The sequence below is a fragment of the Streptoalloteichus tenebrarius genome (assembly GCF_024171885.1).
Classification (GTDB): Bacteria; Actinomycetota; Actinomycetes; order Mycobacteriales; family Pseudonocardiaceae; genus Streptoalloteichus; species Streptoalloteichus tenebrarius.
The window spans coordinates 1-17,116 of the sequence record NZ_JAMTCP010000012.1; the positions used below are offsets into that span (position 1 = coordinate 1).

General features: G+C 74.0%; 14 protein-coding genes, 1 pseudogene and 1 riboswitch. Of the genes and pseudogenes, 7 read left to right on the forward strand and 8 right to left on the reverse strand.

Going from position 1 to position 17,116, the window contains the following annotated elements; all coding sequences use genetic code 11:
- Positions 1–510: 510 nt before the first annotated feature.
- From LX15_RS13010 to LX15_RS13020, 3 genes are read right to left on the reverse strand one after another with little or no spacing between them, the layout of a single operon-like run.
- Positions 511–1,539: an ABC transporter ATP-binding protein gene (locus LX15_RS13010; RefSeq protein WP_253669815.1), complete on the reverse strand. Its 1,029-nt coding sequence runs from the start codon at positions 1,537–1,539 to the stop codon at positions 511–513.
- A gap of 4 nt (positions 1,540–1,543) precedes the next feature.
- Positions 1,544–3,193, reverse strand: coding sequence for an ABC transporter permease (locus LX15_RS13015; RefSeq protein ID WP_372502700.1), 1,650 nt, complete (start codon positions 3,191–3,193; stop codon positions 1,544–1,546).
- Positions 3,169–4,251, reverse strand: coding sequence for a thiamine ABC transporter substrate-binding protein (locus LX15_RS13020; protein ID WP_253669816.1), 1,083 nt, complete (start codon positions 4,249–4,251; stop codon positions 3,169–3,171). Before LX15_RS13020 ends, LX15_RS13015 begins: the two co-directional genes overlap by 25 nt.
- Before the next feature lie 27 nt (positions 4,252–4,278).
- Positions 4,279–4,388: riboswitch (TPP riboswitch) on the reverse strand.
- 50 nt (positions 4,389–4,438) lie between these two features.
- Here LX15_RS13020 and LX15_RS13025 point away from each other — a divergent pair.
- Positions 4,439–4,732: a 4a-hydroxytetrahydrobiopterin dehydratase gene (locus LX15_RS13025; RefSeq protein WP_253669817.1), complete on the forward strand. Its 294-nt coding sequence runs from the start codon at positions 4,439–4,441 to the stop codon at positions 4,730–4,732.
- 7 nt (positions 4,733–4,739) lie between these two features.
- Here the strand turns inward: LX15_RS13025 and LX15_RS13030 are convergent, their stop codons facing one another.
- Complete coding sequence (locus LX15_RS13030; protein WP_253669818.1) at positions 4,740–5,987, reverse strand: mannosyltransferase; 1,248 nt, start codon at positions 5,985–5,987, stop codon at positions 4,740–4,742.
- A gap of 535 nt (positions 5,988–6,522) precedes the next feature.
- Between LX15_RS13030 and LX15_RS13035 the strand changes: the two genes are divergently transcribed.
- The 3 genes from LX15_RS13035 (at position 6,523) to LX15_RS13045 (ending at position 7,894) form a co-directional block, all read left to right on the forward strand.
- Positions 6,523–6,726 carry a hypothetical protein gene (locus tag LX15_RS13035; protein WP_253669819.1) on the forward strand — a complete coding sequence of 68 codons (204 nt, stop codon included), beginning with the start codon at positions 6,523–6,525 and terminating at the stop codon, positions 6,724–6,726.
- A gap of 65 nt (positions 6,727–6,791) precedes the next feature.
- A complete protein-coding gene (locus LX15_RS13040; protein ID WP_253669820.1) occupies positions 6,792–7,400 on the forward strand; it encodes a hypothetical protein in 609 nt (202 codons plus the stop codon).
- A gap of 35 nt (positions 7,401–7,435) precedes the next feature.
- Positions 7,436–7,894 carry a hypothetical protein gene (locus LX15_RS13045; RefSeq protein WP_253669821.1) on the forward strand — a complete coding sequence of 153 codons (459 nt, stop codon included), beginning with the start codon at positions 7,436–7,438 and terminating at the stop codon, positions 7,892–7,894.
- A 298-nt stretch (positions 7,895–8,192) separates the two neighbouring features.
- On the opposite strand, the gene ychF is transcribed toward LX15_RS13045, so the two are convergent.
- On the reverse strand, positions 8,193–9,272 hold the full coding sequence (ychF, locus tag LX15_RS13050) for a redox-regulated ATPase YchF (protein WP_253669822.1): 1,080 nt from the start codon (positions 9,270–9,272) through the stop codon (positions 8,193–8,195).
- A gap of 718 nt (positions 9,273–9,990) precedes the next feature.
- Here ychF and LX15_RS13055 point away from each other — a divergent pair.
- The gene (locus LX15_RS13055; RefSeq protein ID WP_308213461.1) at positions 9,991–11,523 is read left to right on the forward strand and encodes a DNA-3-methyladenine glycosylase 2 family protein; all 1,533 of its coding nucleotides are present in this window, start codon (positions 9,991–9,993) and stop codon (positions 11,521–11,523) included.
- Positions 11,520–12,038, forward strand: coding sequence for a methylated-DNA--[protein]-cysteine S-methyltransferase (locus LX15_RS13060; RefSeq protein ID WP_253669823.1), 519 nt, complete (start codon positions 11,520–11,522; stop codon positions 12,036–12,038). The genes LX15_RS13055 and LX15_RS13060 overlap by 4 nt, the downstream gene beginning before the upstream one ends.
- 326 nt (positions 12,039–12,364) lie before the next feature.
- Here LX15_RS13060 and LX15_RS13065 read toward each other — a convergent pair whose 3' ends face one another.
- The gene (locus tag LX15_RS13065) at positions 12,365–12,541 is read right to left on the reverse strand and encodes a hypothetical protein (RefSeq protein ID WP_253669824.1); all 177 of its coding nucleotides are present in this window, start codon (positions 12,539–12,541) and stop codon (positions 12,365–12,367) included.
- Between the two features lie 201 nt (positions 12,542–12,742).
- Here LX15_RS13065 and LX15_RS33550 point away from each other — a divergent pair.
- Positions 12,743–12,962: pseudogene (locus LX15_RS33550) on the forward strand (hypothetical protein); the annotation flags it as partial.
- A 12-nt stretch (positions 12,963–12,974) separates the two neighbouring features.
- Here LX15_RS33550 and LX15_RS13075 read toward each other — a convergent pair.
- Together LX15_RS13075 and LX15_RS13080 are read right to left on the reverse strand one after the other, a co-directional pair.
- Positions 12,975–15,932, reverse strand: coding sequence for an AAA family ATPase (locus tag LX15_RS13075; RefSeq protein WP_253669825.1), 2,958 nt, complete (start codon positions 15,930–15,932; stop codon positions 12,975–12,977).
- Entirely contained in the window at positions 15,929–17,077 is a 1,149-nt protein-coding gene (locus LX15_RS13080) for an exonuclease SbcCD subunit D (RefSeq protein WP_253669826.1), read from the reverse strand. The genes LX15_RS13075 and LX15_RS13080 overlap by 4 nt, the downstream gene beginning before the upstream one ends.
- Between the last annotated feature and the right edge of the window lie 39 nt (positions 17,078–17,116).

Here is a 17,116-nt window from a genome sequence, read left to right on the forward strand (position 1 = left end):
ATGCCGACCGAGGGCCTGCTCACCGGCCTGCTCCGCGCGGGCTGCTATGTCCTGATCGGGCTCTCGGTCGCGGTCGCCAGGACGGCCACCCGCGAGGGTTGAGACGTGTCCGGTGGCCGGCGGGGGTCGGCGGCCCTCCTCCCCGCGGGGGCTCCCACCACCCGGGCACCGCCTCGCCCGGTACAGCCCCCACCCGCCCGGGGGGCGAGCCCCGCGTCCAGCCTATTCGCCGGCACACCAGCCCCGCCACACACCAAGATCAGCATGTGGACAACCTCAGAGCCTGTGGATAACTCGCCTCACCATCAGGCGAAAACACAACAGGAAAGAGTGAGACCGGTTGACAACCGGCACCCCGCCACAGCCAGCACACGCACCCACGGCCCACTCCCCGACACCACCCCCAGGCGGGAGGTCGATCAGCGGCGCCGCACTCCCGTCAGCCCGGAGCACCCGAGCACCCACTGTCCTTAGTGGACACAAACCGTCCTCAATGGACACCGTAGATGATCACACCGGCAGGAGCGCGAGGCCGTCGGGGTCGAGGGCGAGCCGGACCGAGGCGCCCGGCTCGGGGGCGGTGGCGACCGGCGCGGTGGCCTCGACCGTGCCGACCTCCGGCACCCGCACCAGCAGGCGTGCGTGCTCCCGGCGGTGGACGCGCTGGACCACCTCGGCGGTGATCGCGCCGGCCTCCTGTTCCGCCGCCACCCGCAACGCGGTCGCGCGCAGGCCGACGCGGACGGGACCGGCCGGCACGTCCCCGTCCACGGGAGCCCCGCCGAGGGCGCAGGAGACGACGCCGTCCTCGACCCGTCCCGGCACGACGCTGGTGCAGCCGAGGAAGCGGGCGACCTCCTCGGACGCGGGCCGACGCCACACCTCGGCGGGCCGGCCGACCTGGAGCAGCCTGCCCGCGCTCATGACCGCCACCCGGTCGGCCAGGGTGAACGCCTCGTCGTGGTCGTGCGTGACGAGCAGCGCGGTCGTCGCGGTGCGCCGCAGCAGGTCGGCCAGGTCAACCGCGAGCTGGTCGCGCAACGCGCGGTCCAGCGCGGACAGCGGCTCGTCGAGCAGCAGCAGGCGGGGGTGCGGCGCGAGCGCGCGGGCCAGCGCCACCCGTTGCTGCTCGCCGCCGGACAGCTCGGTGACCCGCCGCCGCTGGTAGCCGCCGAGGCCGACGAGGTCGAGCAGCTCGGCCACCCGCGCCGCCTGCTCGCCCTTCGCGGTCCCCCGCATCCGCAGGCCGAAGGCCACGTTCCCGGCCACGTCGCGGTGCGGGAAGAGCTGCCCGTCCTGGAAGACCAGGCCGAACTCCCTGCGGTGCACCGGGACGTCGGCCAGGTCGCGCCCGTCCCAGCGGACCGCGCCGGCCGTCGGCCGCTCCAGCCCGGCCACCGCGCGCAGCAGCGTCGACTTGCCGCAGCCCGAGGGGCCGAGCAGGGCGAGCACCTCGCCGTCGGCGACCGAGAGGTCCACACCGGACACCGCCGTGAGGTCGCCGTAGCGGACCGTCACACCGTCGACCTGCAACGCCATCGGCTCAGAACTCCCCCACCTCGGCCACACGGGCGCGTTCCACCAGCAGGACGACCGTCGCGGTGACCACCAGGAGCAGGGCGCACGCCGCATAGGCCATCTGGTTGTTCAGCTCCCCCGGCCGCGAGATCAGCCGGGCGATCGCCACGGGAAGGGTCGGCGCGTCGGGGCGGGCCAGGAAGCTGGTCGCGCCGAACTCGCCGAGCGCCACGACGTAGGCGAACCCGGCCGCGGCCAGCAACGCCCTGCCGACCAGCGGCAGGTCCACCTCGCGCCACACCCGCAGCGGGCCGGCCCCCAGGGTCGCGGCCGCCTGCCGGAGCCGGTCGTCGACGGCGCGCAGCACGGGCAGGACGGTGCGCACGACCAGCGGTGTCGCGACCAGCGCCTGCGCGAAGGGCACCAACAGCGGCGAGGTCCGGAAGTCGCCGGGCAGGGCGTCCATGGTGACCAGGTAGCCGAAGCCCACGGTCACCGCCGAGACGCCGAGCGGCAGCATCAACGCCGCGTCCATCGCGCCGGCGACCCGGGGGTTGCGCCGGGGCAGGCGGGACAACACCACCGAGGCCAGCACACCGAGCGCCATGGCGAGCAGGGTCGCGTCGAACGCCGTGCGCAGGGAGTTGACGGCGGCGTCCACACCGGACACCCCGCCGAGGGTGTCGTGCTGGCCGGAGCCGAGCAACGCCCGGTAGCCCGCCAGCCCCCATCCGTCCACTGTGGACAGCGAGCGGACGACGAGCCCGACGATCGGCACCATCAACAACGCGATCACGCACACCGCGACCGCGACGACCGCCCACTCGCCGCCGCGCGGACGCCGCGCCGTCTCGGTGGCCCGCCGCAGCCGCAGCGCGGTCTCGTGCCGCCGCCGCGCCCGCGCGCCCAGCACCAGGGCCGCCACCACCGCGACGAGCTGCACCAGGGACAGCGCCGCCGCGCCCCTGAGGTCCAACAACTGCACCGTGCGCAGGTAGATCTCGGTCTCCAGCGTGCGGTACCGGGCGGCCCCGAGCACCAGGACCACGCCGAAGCTCGTGGCGCAGAACAGGAACACCACGGCGGCGGCCGAGGCGATCGCCGGGGCGAGCGACGGCAGGACCACGGAGGTGAACGCGCGCCAGCGCGACGCGCCCAACGCCCTGGCCGCGTCCTCGGCCCTGCGGTCGGTGTGCGCCCACAGCCCGCCCACCGTGCGCGCCACCACCGCGACGTTGAAGAACCCGTTGGCCAGGACGATGGCGAGCACGCTGCCGTCGCCCGAGCCCACGAACAGGGTCCGGAACGCCATCCCGACCACCACCGTGGGCAGCACGAACGGCATCGTCACCAGCACCCTGGCCAGACCCCGCAGCGGCACGGCGCACCGCGCGAGCAGGAACGCCACCGGCATGCCGGCCAGCAACGCCAACACGGTCGCCGCCGCGGCCTGCCCGAGGGTGAACCCGACCAGGGACCAGGTCTCGGCGCTGGTCAACAGGTCGAGCACGCCCGGTCCCCTGCCGGTGGAGCGCAGGCCGATGCCGACGATCGCGGCCACCGGCCAGGCGAAGAACACCGCGAGGAAACCCAGCGGCACGGCCGCGGCGCCCGCCAACGCCAGGGTGGCGGGGCGGACGCGCGGCCGCCTCAGCCGCGCACCGTCTTGCGCCACTGCTCCACCCACCGCTCCCGGCCCGCCCTGACCTCGTCGGCCGGCAGCTCGGCCGACCGCTCGGGCAGCGGGGCGGCCTGCTGCCAGGACGCCGGCAGCGCCACGCCCTCCCTGGCCGGGTAGACGTACATGCTCTCCGCCACCTTGGCCTGGAACTCCGGCGAGACCAGGAAGTCGACCACCTTGCGGGCGTCGTCGACGTTCTTCGCGCCCGCCAGCACGCCCGCGTACTCGACCTGCCGGTAGCAGGTGTCCAGCAGCGCCTTCGTGCGCGGCTTGCCGTCGTCGCCGATGGTGAAGGCGGGCGAGGAGGCGTAGGAGACCACGACCGGGCGCTGCCCCTTGCCGCTGCCGGCGGTGAAGTCCTGGTTGTAGGCCTCCTCCCAGCCGGAGGTGACCTTGAGGCCGTTGTCGCGCAGCCGCTTCCAGTAGTCGGCGTAGCCGTTCTCGCCGTACTTGGCGACCGTGGCGAGCAGGAACGCCAGCCCCGGCGACGAGGTGGCCGGGTCCTCGGCCACCAGCAGGTCCTTGTACTGGGGCTGTGTGAGGTCGTCGAGCGTCCTGGGCTCGGCCACGCCCCGCTGCTGGAACCACCCGGTGTCGACGTTCAGGCACACGTCGCCGACGTCCACGGCGGTGAGCCGGTCCTGGTTGCCCTGCGGGGCGTACCGCTGCGGCCCCTTGTCCGCCTCGGGCCCTCGGTAGGGCTGGAACACGCCCTCCTCCAGCGCCCGGGAGGCGAAGGTGGAGTCCACCCCGAACGCCACGTCCCCGAGGGGGTTGGCCTTCGTCAGCACGAGCTGGTTGGTGAGGGCGCCGCCGTCGCCGCTGGCCCGCACCTCCAGCTTCACGCCGGTGCGCTTCTGGAAGTCCTCCAGCAGCTCCTTCGGGGGGTTGAACGAGTTGTGCGTGACCAGGACGACCTTGCGCTCGCCCCCCTGTCCCGAATCGCCGCCGCCCACCAGCGAACAGCCGGCGGCGAGCGCGACCGTCGCGACCAACCCGCCGACCCGCGCCCACCGACCGAGCACGGTGCGACCAAGAACGCTGCGGCGCACGCCGACCTCCCGTCCGTTCCGGGGCGCGCGTGTCGCCGACAGCCTCCCTGCGCCGGCATGACCCGGATCAGGTTCGGACGGTCGAGGGCGCGCGCCCTCCTCTCAGCCCGACGCTCCGGGCTCCCGTGGCGAACGCAGAGCTTACGCCGGGGTCGCGTGGCCGGCCGACGCCCACCACCATGGGGGCATGACCGAGCTGCTGAGCGACGAGCGGATCACCGAGGCGTTGGGCGCGCTGCCCGACTGGCGGCGTGAGGGCGACGCGCTGGTCCGCAGCGTCACGTTGCCCAGCTTCCCCGACGCGATCCGGGTCGTGAACCGGGTCGCCGAGATCGCGGAGAACGACAACCACCACCCGGACATCGACATCCGGTGGCGGACGCTGACGTTCCGCTGCTCGACGCACTCCGCCGGCGGCGTCACCGAGCACGACGTCTCCCTCGCCGAGGAGATCGACGGCGTGCTTGAGGCGCTGGCCTGACGGCCGCCTACCCGAGGGCCGGTCCCCTGGTCGGCAGGCCGCGGCGGCGCGGCACCGGCGCGCCGGCCGGCTCCGTCGCCAACGGCCGGACCGCGAGGGCCACGGCGACGAGGGTCAACACCGCGCACGCCGGGTAGACCCAGCCCAGCGCGGACAGGTACCAGGGCCGGGGGATCACCCAGATCGACGGCTGCGCCTGGAGCAGCTTCGAGATCACGTAGCTGAACAACGCCACCAGCCACGCCCCGAGCGCGGCCCACGCCCACGCCTGTCGACGGCGGGGGCCGAACATCAGCCACACGACGGCCGGCAGCAGCCACACCCAGTGGTGCATCCAGGAGATCGGCGACACCAGCAGCCCGAACACCTGCACCGTGACGAGGGTGGCGAGGGTGTCGCCCGCGCGCGCCGCCGACCACAGCGCGAACGCCGTGAGCCCCGACACGACGACCACGGCGACGATCCACGGCGCGCCCATGCCCACGTCGTGGCCGAGGGTGCGGGACAACGCGCCCCGCAGCGACTGGTTGATGGCCGAGCCGACCGGCCCGACCCGGCCGGCGTCGCCCAGCAGCTCGAACCAGAACCGCCGGGACTGGTCGGCCGAGACCAGCCAGCCCAGCCCCACGGTGCCGGCGAAGACCGCCGCCGACCACGCCGCGGCGGCCCACCGCCGGGTCACCAGGAAGTACAGGCCGGAGACGGCCGGGGTGAGCTTGACCCCGGCGGCCAGGCCGACGCTGGCCCCGGCGAGCGCCGACCGGGCGCTGAGCATCCCGGCCATGAGCAGCGCCGCGAGCGGCAGGTTGATCTGCCCGAAGTAGAAGTTGCTGCGGATCGGCTCCGCCCACAGCAGCACAGCCGTGGTGAGCATCGCCCAGCGCTGCCAGCGGGCGCGCTCCCCCTCCCACCTCGGTCCGGCGACCAGCCGGAACGAGGTGCGCACCAGGTACCAGACGCACAGCAGCAGCCCCGTGTACCAGACCACCCTGGCCAGCAGCCACGGCAACGCCGACAGCGGCAGCAGCACCAGGGCCGCGAAGGGCGGGTAGGTGAACGGCAACGGGAAGTCGGGGGTGAACTCCGAGTAGGTGAACTCGTAGAGCCGGTCGGTCAGCAGCGTCGGCGGCGCGTCGTGGTAGACGCGCAGGTCGAACATCGCCTGGTGGTCGCCCTGGAGCAGCAGGAGCAGACCGCCCACGACCGAGGCGGCCAGCAGCCAGGGCGCGATCGGCAGCGCCCGTCGTTCGAGCAAGCGAAGCGCGATCCCCAACCTCGTTCCCCGGCGCCGCTGGTCCTGTCGTCCCGCGGGACACCCCGCCCCCGTGGGGGGATCACTGTCGGCGACACCGTCGGCCAACCGGAAGGTCCCGCCTCCTACCTTACGTAGCACGATCGCGGCATTCCGCGTCCCCCCATCGCGCACCCCACGCTCCCGCACCCACTGTGACCTGCGCTACCTCACGCGCGCACCCCTTCTCGTCGACCCGGGGCGGGCGAGGCCCAGGCGGGGCCGCGCCCGGCGCGAGCCCGTGCCGGGGTCGCAGGTGCGGCGCACCCGCCCGGGGAAGCAACAGCCCCGGCGTGGGGACGACCGCCACTCCACCGGCCGCCGAACTGGACCTCCCACCACGCTCCGCGATCGTCGTTCCCCTCCGTAACATCGACTCATCCCCCCGAGTGCACCTCTCGTCGCACCTGGCGGACTTGACCGGGGCTTCGGACTCACCCACGAGGCGGGGGTTGCCCTGACCAAGCTCCACCAGCACAAGGAGATCAACAAGGTCCTGGTGGAGCTGGTGCGCGACGGGTGGCGCCTGGAGAAGCAGGGGCACGGCTGGTACCTCTACTGCCCCTGCCCCGAGCGGGGCGTGATCATGGTGGCCAGCACCCCGAAGAACCCCGAGGGCCACGCGAGGGCCATCGAACGACAGGCGGCGCGGCGCCCGGACCGCCACGCGTTGGACGCGCGACCGCGGCCCCGGAAGGGGTGAACGCTGTTTCGTGGACGAAACAGCGGCGGTAGCGTCGACGCACCGCACCAGGTGGGGAGGGCGGCATGGCTCCGTTCGAGTTGATCTTCGCTGTCGACGAGATGGCGGAGGACGCCGTGTGGACGCTCTACGAGCACTTCGACGCCCTCGTCGCGACCCACGGCGCGACCACGATCCTCACCGTCACCACCCCCGGCCCCACCGCCCCCGTGGCCGCCAAGAACGTCGTGCCACAACTGGAGAGACTGGCCAACGTGGTCGTGCGCCGGTGTTACGAGGACCTGGTCAACCGCGTGGACATCGCCGAGCGCTGCCGCACGACGCCGCAGGCGGTCGGCCAGTGGATCCACGGCAAGCGACTGCGCGAAACGCCGTTCCCCGAGCCGTTCAACCTGGTCAACGGTGGGGTCTGGCTGTGGGGCGAGGTGAACGAGTGGCTGCGCCGGGTGGGCAAGCAGTGCGACGACGTGCACTTCCCGTGCAGGGACGACTACTACGAGATCAACCACTGGCTCAGTGAGCGACGAGCCCAACGCCGCATCGCCACCCTCAACACCCAGCCGGTCCAGGCCTCGGAGCTCCCATCGGTCCACCTCGGCCCCGCCCGGCGCGGCGACGGACCCCCCGCGTTCTGGGGGCCCTCGGTGGGTGACCCGAGGGCCGCGCGCCGATGACCCGCCGGGTGGGGTCGGCCGAGGAGCTCCGCGCCATGGCCGAGGTCGACGACATCCAGTTCTACGAGCTGCGCGCACGGCTGCTCGAAGAACCGGACCCCGCGCACGACGGGGAGCACGACGCCGCCGGGGTGGAGCAGCGCCCGAAGGCCGCGTTCCGGGTGATGCTCGACGGGAGCCTGCTCGGGTTCCGGCTCCGGCTGAGCGTGCGGAGTGTGGCGGCGGAGTACGTGGCGGACGCCGCGGCCTTCTTCAGACTGGCGGAGCCGGTCGCTGTCGTCGAGGCGAGCGCCATGAACGCCTTCATCGAGAAGGAGGCGTTCCCGGTCCTGTACCCGTTCGTCCGGCAGTCCGTCTTCGACCTGGCATCCAAGATGGGTGTCGAGACGGTGCTCCTGGGCTTGACCCGCCCCGAGGACATGGACTTCACCGTCGATCTGGCTCCCCCGGACGCGGCTTACGTCGAAAACGCCGACGTGGTCAGCGACGAATAGACCCGTCCGTCAGGCCCCCGGTCTCATGGGTCGGGGTCGTCGGGCGGCGACGCCACGGCGGTTGTCCGGGCGTCGTACGTGCCATGACGCGACGACTCAGGGTGCTGTCGTCTGCCCGCTCGCGTCGTCTGCCCGCTCGCGCGGTGCTCCCGAGACAACCGAGCCGCCCCCCCTACAGCCGACAGTCGTGTTCGGGAGAACGTTTCGCTCTCTGGAACACGACTGTCGGAACTGTCGGAACAGATGCCGACCAGAGGCTGCGGGCCTGGCCCTGGTCCCGGTCAGACGTCGAACTCGGTCAGACGTTGAAGCGGAACTCGACCACGTCGCCGTCGGCCATGACGTAGTCCTTGCCCTCCATGCGGACCTTGCCGGCCGCGCGGGCCGCCGCCATGGAGCCGGCCGCCACGAGGTCGTCGTAGGAGACGACCTCGGCCTTGATGAAGCCGCGCTCGAAGTCCGTGTGGATCACGCCGGCGGCCTGCGGGGCGGTCCAGCCCTTGCGAATGGTCCACGCCCTGGCCTCCTTCGGCCCGGCCGTGAGGTAGGTCTGGAGCCCCAGCGTGTGGAAGCCGGCGCGGGCCAGCGCGTGCAGGCCCGGCTCGTGCTGGCCGATCGACTCCAGCAGCTCGCGGGCGGACTCCTCGTCCAGCTCCAGCAGCTCGGCCTCGACCTTGGCGTCCAGGAACACCGCGTCCGCCGGCGCCACCAGCTCGCGCAGCTCCTTGAGCCGCGCCTCGTCGGTGAGCACGCCCTCGTCGGCGTTGAAGACGTAGAGGAACGGCTTGGTCGTGAGCAGGTTCAGCTCGCGCAGCTCGGTGACGTCGACCTCGGCCTGGGCGGCGAACAGCGTGCGCCCGGCGTCGAGCACGCCCTTGGCCGCCTGCGCGGCCTCCAGCGCGGGCCGCCGGTCCTTCTGGACCCGCGCCTCCTTCTCCAGCCTCGGCAGCGCCTTCTCCAGGGTCTGGAGGTCGGCCAGGATCAGCTCGGTGTTGATGGTCTCGATGTCGCTGCCCGGGTCGACGCGGCCGTCGACGTGCACCACGTCCGGGTCGTCGAACACCCGGATGACCTGGCAGATCGCGCTGGCCTCGCGGATGTTGGCCAGGAACTTGTTCCCCAGGCCCGCGCCCTCGGACGCGCCCTTGACCAGGCCGGCGATGTCGACGAAGGAGACGGTGGCCGGCACGGTCCGCTCCGAGCCGAAGATCTCGGCGAGCCTGTCCAGCCGCGGGTCGGGCAGCGGCACCACGCCGACGTTCGGCTCGATTGTGGCGAACGGGTAGTTCGCCGCGAGCACGTCGTTGCGGGTCAGGGCGTTGAACAAGGTCGACTTGCCGACGTTGGGCAGGCCGACGATGCCGAGGGTGAGGCTCACGACCGTCCAGTCTACGGGCCGCCCGGCCGCACCCGCCCCGGCCTGGGCCAACCCACCTCAACCACCGCGCCTCGCCCACGCGTGAAGCCCCGACACACCAGCTCCACGGCGACTGTTCGCCAACGGAGACCCCAGGCTTCCCGTGTAGCCAAGCGGGCTCTTGAGGACATGCTGGCCTGGCAGAGCCCAACGCTCACAATCGCCCCAAACCCTCACATGCCAGATCCCGGCCCGAGATGACCTCTCCGCGCCGCAGCTCTTCCTCGGCGGCGCGAAGACACCACGTTCACGAGAGACCTGAGCACGGCCAGCCACCAGAAGCTCTCTCGGGCGGGCTCCCCAGGAGACGACCTGGAGGACAGCCCCCACCCGTCCCGGGGGGCGAGCCCCGCTCCAGCCTATCGCCGATCACCCCTCGGGCGAAGACTGTGCCGGCCGGCTGTGGAGGAAATCGGGTGACTGTGGACAACTCCGGAAAGTACGCAGGGAGCGCGGAGAACGAGAAGAACCCAGCCTCGGCCGCTCCGGGGGAGTGAACATCGGCCTCGTCCGAGGGAGGCATGGCATCGCGCCCGCACGAGGCCCTGCCCTGGTGCGCCTCAGCCCAGGAAGGGGATGTGTCCGGCCAGGCGACCCACGGGGGCCGTTGAGGGGTCGACCGAGGGGACATCGCGGAGACGACCTGCGAAAACAGGGGCTGGCAGCGAGCGCGACGGTCGTGTCCGATTTCCGCCAGCCGGGTGGGCGCGCCGCTGGCAGGATCGTGCTCGTGCCCCTCGATCCGGAACGCGCCTACCGGGCGGTCGCCTCCCGCGACGCCCGCTTCGACGGCCACTTCGTGACCGCCGTGCGCACCACGGGGATCTACTGTCGCCCCTCCTGCCCCGCCGTCACGCCCAAGCGCGGGAACGTGGACTTCTTCGTCACCGCCGCCGCGGCGCAGGCCGCCGGCTTCCGGGCCTGCCGCCGCTGCCTGCCGGACGCGGTGCCCGGCTCCCCCGAGTGGAACCTGCGGGCCGACCTCGCCGGCCGCGCGATGCGGCTGATCGCCGACGGCGTGGTGGAGCGCGAGGGCGTCCCCGGCCTCGCCCAGCGGCTCGGCTACTCGGAGCGCCACCTGACCAGGGTGCTGACCACCGAGCTGGGCGCGGGCCCGCTCGCGCTGGCCAGGGCCCACCGCGCCCACTCCGCCCGCCTGCTGATCGAGACCTCGACGATGCCGTTCACGGAGATCGCGTTCGCCGCGGGCTTCGCGAGCGTGCGGCAGTTCAACGACACGATCCGCGGCGTGTTCGCGACCACGCCCTCGGCGATGCGCGCCGCCGCCGCGCGGCGGGAGCGGCCGGGGACCGCGCCGGGCGCTCTCACGCTCCGCCTGCCCTACCGCCCGCCGTTCCACGCCGAGAGCGTGCTGTCCTTCCTCGCGGCGAGGGCGGTGCCCGGCGTCGAGCAGGTCGAGGACGGCACCTACTCACGCGTCGTCCGGCTGTCGCACGGCGTCGCCACCGTGCACGTCACGCCACGGGACGGGCACGTCGAGTGCACGCTGCGCCTGGCGGACGTGCGCGACCTCGGCAGCGCGGTGAACCGGGTGCGCCGGCTGTTCGACCTCGACGCCGACCCGTGCGCGGTGGACGACCTGCTCGCCACGGACCCGGCGTTGGCCCCGCTGGTGGCCGACGCCCCGGGGCTGCGCGTGCCCGGCAGCGTCGACGGCGCGGAGACGGTGATCCGCGCGGTCCTCGGACAGCAGGTCTCGGTGGCGGCGGCCCGGACCGCGGCGTCGGCGCTGGTCACCGCGCTCGGTGAGCCGCTGTGCACGCCGCACGGCGCGCTCACCCGGCTGTTCCCTCGGGTCGAGGTGATCGCGGAACGGGCGCACGAGGTGCTGACCGGCCCGCGGCGGCGGATCGAGACGGTGCGCCGCGTGGCCGCCGCGATGGCGGAGGGCTCGGTGGCGGTGCACGTGGGCCGGGCCCCGGAGGAGTTGGAGGCGGAGTTGACCGCGCTGCCGGGGATCGGCCCGTGGACGGCCCGCTACGTGATGATGCGGGTGCTCGGTGCGCCGGACATCCTGCTGACCTCCGACAGCGCGTTGCGCCGTGGCGCGGCCAACCTCGGACTTCCGTCCGATGTGGACGGTCTGGCCGCGCGGGGCGGGAACTGGCGGCCGTGGCGCTCCTACGCCGGGATGCACCTGTGGCGCGCGGCGGCCCTTCCGATGACCAGGACTGACAGGAGAAGCGCATGACGACCACCTATGTGTCCACTGAGGACACTCCAGCCGGGCCGTTCACCGCGGTCGTCGACCAGGACGGCGTGGTGCTCGCCTCGGGCTGGACGGCCGACGTCGCGGAGCTGCTGGTGCCGATGCACGCCACGCTGCGGCCCACGACGGAACCGGTGGCGCGGGCCGACCTCGGTCCGGTCAGCGCGGCGGTCCGCGCCTACCACGCCGGCGATCTGGACGTGATCGACGGGATCGAGGTGCGCCAGCGCTCCGGCGAGTTCCTGGAGCACGCGTGGCGGGTGCTGCGGAAGGTGCCGGCCGGTGAGCCGATCTCCTACACCGCCTACGCCGCCATGGCCGGCCGTCCCGACGCGCCCCGGGCCGCCGCCTCGGCGTGCGCGCGCAACGCCGCGGCGCTGTTCGTGCCGTGCCACCGGATCATCCGCACGGACGGCACGCTCGGCGGCTTCCGCTGGGGCCTGGACGTGAAGCGCTGGCTGCTCGCGCACGAGGACCGGGGCGACGCGCGCCGCTAGGGCCTGGCGGCCCGCGCCCCACGCGCCGGCGGCACGGCCTCCACTCGACCCCGGGGACGCCGTCCGTCAGAACCCGGTCGGGGCGACTCGCCCCCGCCCCGACCGCGTTCGTGTCAACGTCAGCGTCAGCGCCAGCGAGCCGTGAACCATCAAGGACGTCGCCAGCCCAGCCCGGGCGTGGCCTGGCCTGCGCACGCGCAGGTCGACCGCGATCGTGTCCAGCAGCGGGAAAACCGAGGGGGTGGTGCTCGCCTGGCTCGGCGCGGCAAGGATCGGCAACCGGCGGCCTTGATCACCAAGTGAGGCTTGGTCGGCACTCGCGAAGATCAGCGGAACGCCTCGCCGGCGGCCAGAGGCGCCCTGGTCTGCGAGGCCTGCCGCGCCCTTCCCACGCCCACCGTGAGCTGACACGTCCGCGCCGCCGGCAAGTCCGTGCCGATGCCCCTCCGGTAGGGCTGCCACGCCTGCCGCGCGCAATGCCACGAGGTCACTGAGGTCGCCACGACCGCTCCGGTGGTCCGCAGCCCACTCGCCAGCGCCCGGATTTCCCCTACCTGAGAACAGCCCCCACCCGCCCTGGGGGGGCGAGCCCCGCTCCAGCCTATCGAGCCATCACCCAGCGCCGGAACCCACAAAGCGCCACCTGTGGACAACTCAGGCGCCTGTGGACAACTCGCCGGTTTCCCGACAATTCCACTTGACACGAACGCTTCAACCGCACCCTGCTCGACGGGTGGGCCTACGCCCGCCCCTACCGCAGAAAGACCGTACGCCCGTCCCTACCGCGGAAAGACCGAAAGAAAGACCGAACGACGAGCCGAACCACCGCGGTGGCCGCACACCGACAATCACCACCGCGGCCACACCGCGCTCGCAGGCGAACCACCCGCCAGCCGCGTTCCTGACCTCTCAGGTCAGTACACCTGGTCAGTACACCTAGGCGGTGCTCAGCTCCAGCGTCGAGCCGGTGCGCGCCTTGCGGACCCTGAGCCGGACCGGGATGCGTTGCCGCAGCTCCTCGACGTGCGAGACCAGCCCCACGACCCGGCCGCCCGCACGCAGCTCGTCCAAGGTGTCCATCACCAGGTCGAGCGCCCCGGCGTCGAGGGTGCCGAAGCCCTCGTCCACGAACAGCGTGTCGAGCACCGCGCCGCCGGTCTCGGCCGCCACGACGTCGGCAAGGCCGAGCGCGAGCGCGAGCGAGGCCAGGAACGACTCGCCGCCGGAGAGGGTCCTGGCCGGCCGGACCTGGCCGGAGTAGTCGTCGAGCACGTCGAGGCCCAGCCCGCCCCTGGTGCCGCGCGGCCCGGCGCCGTCGGCGTGCACGAAGGAGTAGCGGCCCTGGCTCATCCGCTGGAGCCGGGTGGTCGCGGCGACCGCGACCTCCTCCAGCCGGGCTGCCAGGACGTAGGAGCGCAGCGAGATCTTGCGGTGGTTCTGGCCGCGCCCGTTGACGACGTCGGTGAGGGCGGCCAGCTCGGCGTACTCGGCCTGCGCCGGCGCGAGGTCGGCCCAGGCGGCGCGCAGCCGGCCCGCCAGCTCGGCCACGTCGCGCGCCCGGCCGGCCGCCGAGGCGGCCGCGGTCACCGCCGCCTCGCAGCGCTCCCGCGCCAGGTCCGCGCGCTCCCGCGCGCCGGCCACGTCGACCACCTGGTCGGGGTCGACGCCGGCGAGTTCGGGCTGGGCGAGGACGTCGCGGGCCGCGGCCTCGCGGTCCTGGGCCGCGCGCACGCGCTCCGCGAGGTCGGCGACCTCCTCCTCGGACCGGGCCGCGGCCAGGGCGGCGTCGACGTCCGGGAAGCCGGCGGCGGTGACGGCCTCCTCCACCGCCCGCTCGTGCTCGGCGACCCGCCGACGCGCGGAGTCCAATGTGGAGCGTGCCTCGACGAGGACGTCGAGCGCCTCGGCGAGCGCGACGAGGTGGTCCCGGCGCTCGGCGACGTCGGCGTGGCCCTCCCTGGCCCGGTCGAGCCGTTCGGCGCGCTGGCGGACGGTCTCGGTCAGCTCGCGGTGCTGGGCCTCGGCCGCGCCCAGCGCGCGCTCGGCCTCGACCCGCTGGTCGCGCACCTGCCGGCTGTCGTCGTCGAGCGCCCGCAGGTCGGCCTCGCCCCGCTCGACCGTCTCGGCGAGGGCGGTGGCCGCCGCGCACTCTTCGTCCACTATGGACAGTTCACTGGCGATGTCGTCGGCCGTGCGCCCGGCCAGCCGCTCGACCAGCGCGTCCGCCTCCGCGCTCGCCTCGTGCTCCTCCCGCCGTGCCCGTTCCCGCACGGCCTGCGCGCGCTGCTCCTCGTCCCGCGCCCGGCGCTCGTCGGCCTCGGTGACCATCGCCTCCGGCGGGCTCGCCGGCCGGGGGTGGTCGACGGCGCCGCAGACCGGGCAGGGCGCGCCGTCGGCCAGGTGGGCGGCCAGCTCGGCCGCCATGCCGTCGAGCCGGCGTTCCCGCAGGTCCTGCAACCGGTCCCGCGCCTCCTGGTGGGCGTCCACGGCCTCCTGCGCCCGCCGCGCCGCCCGCTCGGCCCGTTCCCTGGCGGCGGGCAGCGCCCGCGCGTCCCGCAGGGCGGCGGTCAGCTCGGCCCGGCGCGTCAGGAGGCCGTCCAGTGACGCGGCCGCCGCGCGGGCCCGGTCCAGCTCCGCCCTGGCCCGCTCGACCCGCGCCGGCAGGTCCGCGGCCAGCTCCGCCAACCGCGCGACCCGGGTCCGCTCCCGGTCGACCAGCTCCGCCAGCTCGGCCAGCCGGCGCTCGTCGACGCGTTGCCGCTCCGCCTCCGCGACCAGGCCGGACAGCTCTCCGGCCCGCTCCCTGGCGCGCGCCGCCGCGCCGCGTGGGTCCTCCGCGCCGTCCCACCCCAGCGCACGAGCCCGTTCCGTGGCGCGCTCGACGTCGGCCCGCGCGCTGTCGAGCGCGTCGTTCGCCCGCAGGAGGCCGCGTCGGGCCGTGAGCACCGGGAGCGCGCGGTGCGCCGCGTCGCGCTCGGCCTCCCACGCCACCAGCTCGCCGCGCCGCGCCGCCAGCGCGGCCAGCTCGTCGCTGGCCTGCCGCACCCGGCGGACCCGTTCGGCCAGCTCCGCGCGCGCGGTCAGCTCGGCCTCGACGGCGGCCAGGTCGGCGCGGGCCGCCCGCTCGTCCGTCGCCGCCCGCTCCGCCGCCTCGCCGGTGCGCGCCACGAGGTCGTCGAGCCAGGGCACGTCCGGCTCCTCCGGCCGCTCCTCCCCTGCGGCCTGCGCCACCCGGGCCGCCAGCTCCAACGCGCTCCGCTGCCGCGCCTGCAACTCGCGGTTCCGCTCCCTGCGGCGCTCCTCGAACCACTTCTCCACGTCGAGGAACCGCTCGGTGCCGAAGAGCCGCTCCAGCACCTGTTCCCGCTGCGTCGTGTCCGCGCGCAGGAACCGCGCGAACTCCCCCTGCGGCAGCAGCACGACCTGGAAGAACTGCTCGGCGCTCATGCCGAGCAGGCGCTGCACCGTCCTGGCGACCTCGTCGACCCGGGTGGCTCCGTCGGGCGGGGTACCGCCGCCGGGGACCGACAACCACGTCAGCGACGCCTTGGCCTGCTGTTTTGTGGTTCCCTCGCCCCGCTTCTTGGGCCGCTCGTACTCCGGGCTGCGGGAGATCCGCAGGCGATGGCCCTGCACGGTCAGTTCGAGCGCGACCTCGGTGGGCGTGTCCGGGTCGGCGAGCCGACAGCGCAACTCCCCCGCCTTCAGCGTCTCGCGCGCCCCGGGCACCCTGCCGAACAGGGCGAACGCCACCGCGTCGAGCAGGGTGGTCTTGCCGGCCCCGGTGTCGCCGTGCAGCAGGAACAGGCCGTCCGCGCCCAACGCGTCGAAGTCGACGACCTCGCGCCGCGGGTAGGGGCCGAACGCCGAGAGTTCGAGCCGGTGCAGCCTCACCGCTGCACCTCCGCGCGCCGGACCGCCGCCAGCGCCTCCTTCAACAACGCGCGCTCGCTCTCGGTCGGCCGGGAGTCGCGGCAGTCCTCCACGAAGTGGCACGCGATCTCGTGGTCGTCGCGGTCGCGCACGACCTGCGCGTACCGCAGTCGCAGGGCCTCACGGCCGCCCTCCGGGTGCCACTCCAGGTGCACGGCGTGCGGGAACCGCTCCTGCAACCGGCGCATCGCGTCCAGCGGCCGCACCGGGTCGGTCAGGACCACCGAGAGGAAGTGGTCGGCCAGCTCGGCGTGCCGGGGGTCGGTGAGCAGCTCCTCCAGCCGGCCGGACACGGTCGCCAGGCGACGCGGCACCGGGAGCTCGTGCCGTCGCACCTCCGCCAGGCCGCGCGCGTCCAGGTCGACCAGCCACACCGACTTGCGGTGGCTCGCCTCCGAGAACGAGTAGGCGAGCGGGCTGCCCGAGTAGCGCAGGTGGTCGGCCAGGACCTGCGGCCCGTGCAGGTGGCCCAGCGCCACGTAGTCGATGCCGTCGAACACCGAGCCGGGCACGTGCTCCACCCCGCCGACGGAGATCGTGCGCTCGGAGTCGCTGGCCGCGCCGCCCGTGACGAACGCGTGCGCCAGCACCACCGACCGCGCGCCCCGCCGGGTGGCGAGGTCGGCGCGGACGCGGCGCATCGCCTCCCCAAGCACGGCGGCGTGGCCGCGTTCCTCGACGCCGAGCTGCTGCCGCGCCGGGTCGGGCTCCAGGTAGGGGATGCCGTAGATCGCGACCGGGCCGTGCTCGTCGGTCAGCACGACCGGCTCGGCCAGCCCGGAGATCCGGGTCCGCAGGTGCAGCCCGCCGGCGGCGGCGAACTCCGCGTAGGCGCCCAGGCGCGGCGCCGAGTCGTGGTTGCCGGGGGTGACCACGATCCGCGCGCCCGCCTCGCTGATCGCCCGCAACACCCGGTGGCAGGTCTGCACCGCCTCGCCGGAGGGCACCGCGCGGTCGTAGAGGTCGCCGGCCACCACGACCACGTCCACCCGTTCGGCCGCCACCAGCTCCGCGAGGTGTGTCAGCACCTCCTCCTGCTCCCTGAGCAGGTCACGGCCGTGGAACGTGCGCCCCACGTGCCAGTCCGAGGTGTGCAGCAACCGCATGGGTCGACACCGTATGGCCCCGCCGGCCGGGCCCGGCGC

Excerpts from the sequence above, each read along its gene's own strand:
- LX15_RS13010 (WP_253669815.1), bottom strand. The coding sequence starts at position 1,539 with ATGGCGTTGCAGGTCGACGGTGTGACGGTCCGCTACGGCGACCTCACG.
- LX15_RS13025 (WP_253669817.1), top strand. The coding sequence starts at position 4,439 with ATGACCGAGCTGCTGAGCGACGAGCGGATCACCGAGGCGTTGGGCGCG.
- LX15_RS13040 (WP_253669820.1), top strand. The coding sequence starts at position 6,792 with ATGGCTCCGTTCGAGTTGATCTTCGCTGTCGACGAGATGGCGGAGGAC.
- LX15_RS13045 (WP_253669821.1), top strand. The coding sequence starts at position 7,436 with ATGGCCGAGGTCGACGACATCCAGTTCTACGAGCTGCGCGCACGGCTG.
- LX15_RS13060 (WP_253669823.1), top strand. The coding sequence starts at position 11,520 with ATGACGACCACCTATGTGTCCACTGAGGACACTCCAGCCGGGCCGTTC.
- LX15_RS13080 (WP_253669826.1), bottom strand. The coding sequence starts at position 17,077 with ATGCGGTTGCTGCACACCTCGGACTGGCACGTGGGGCGCACGTTCCAC.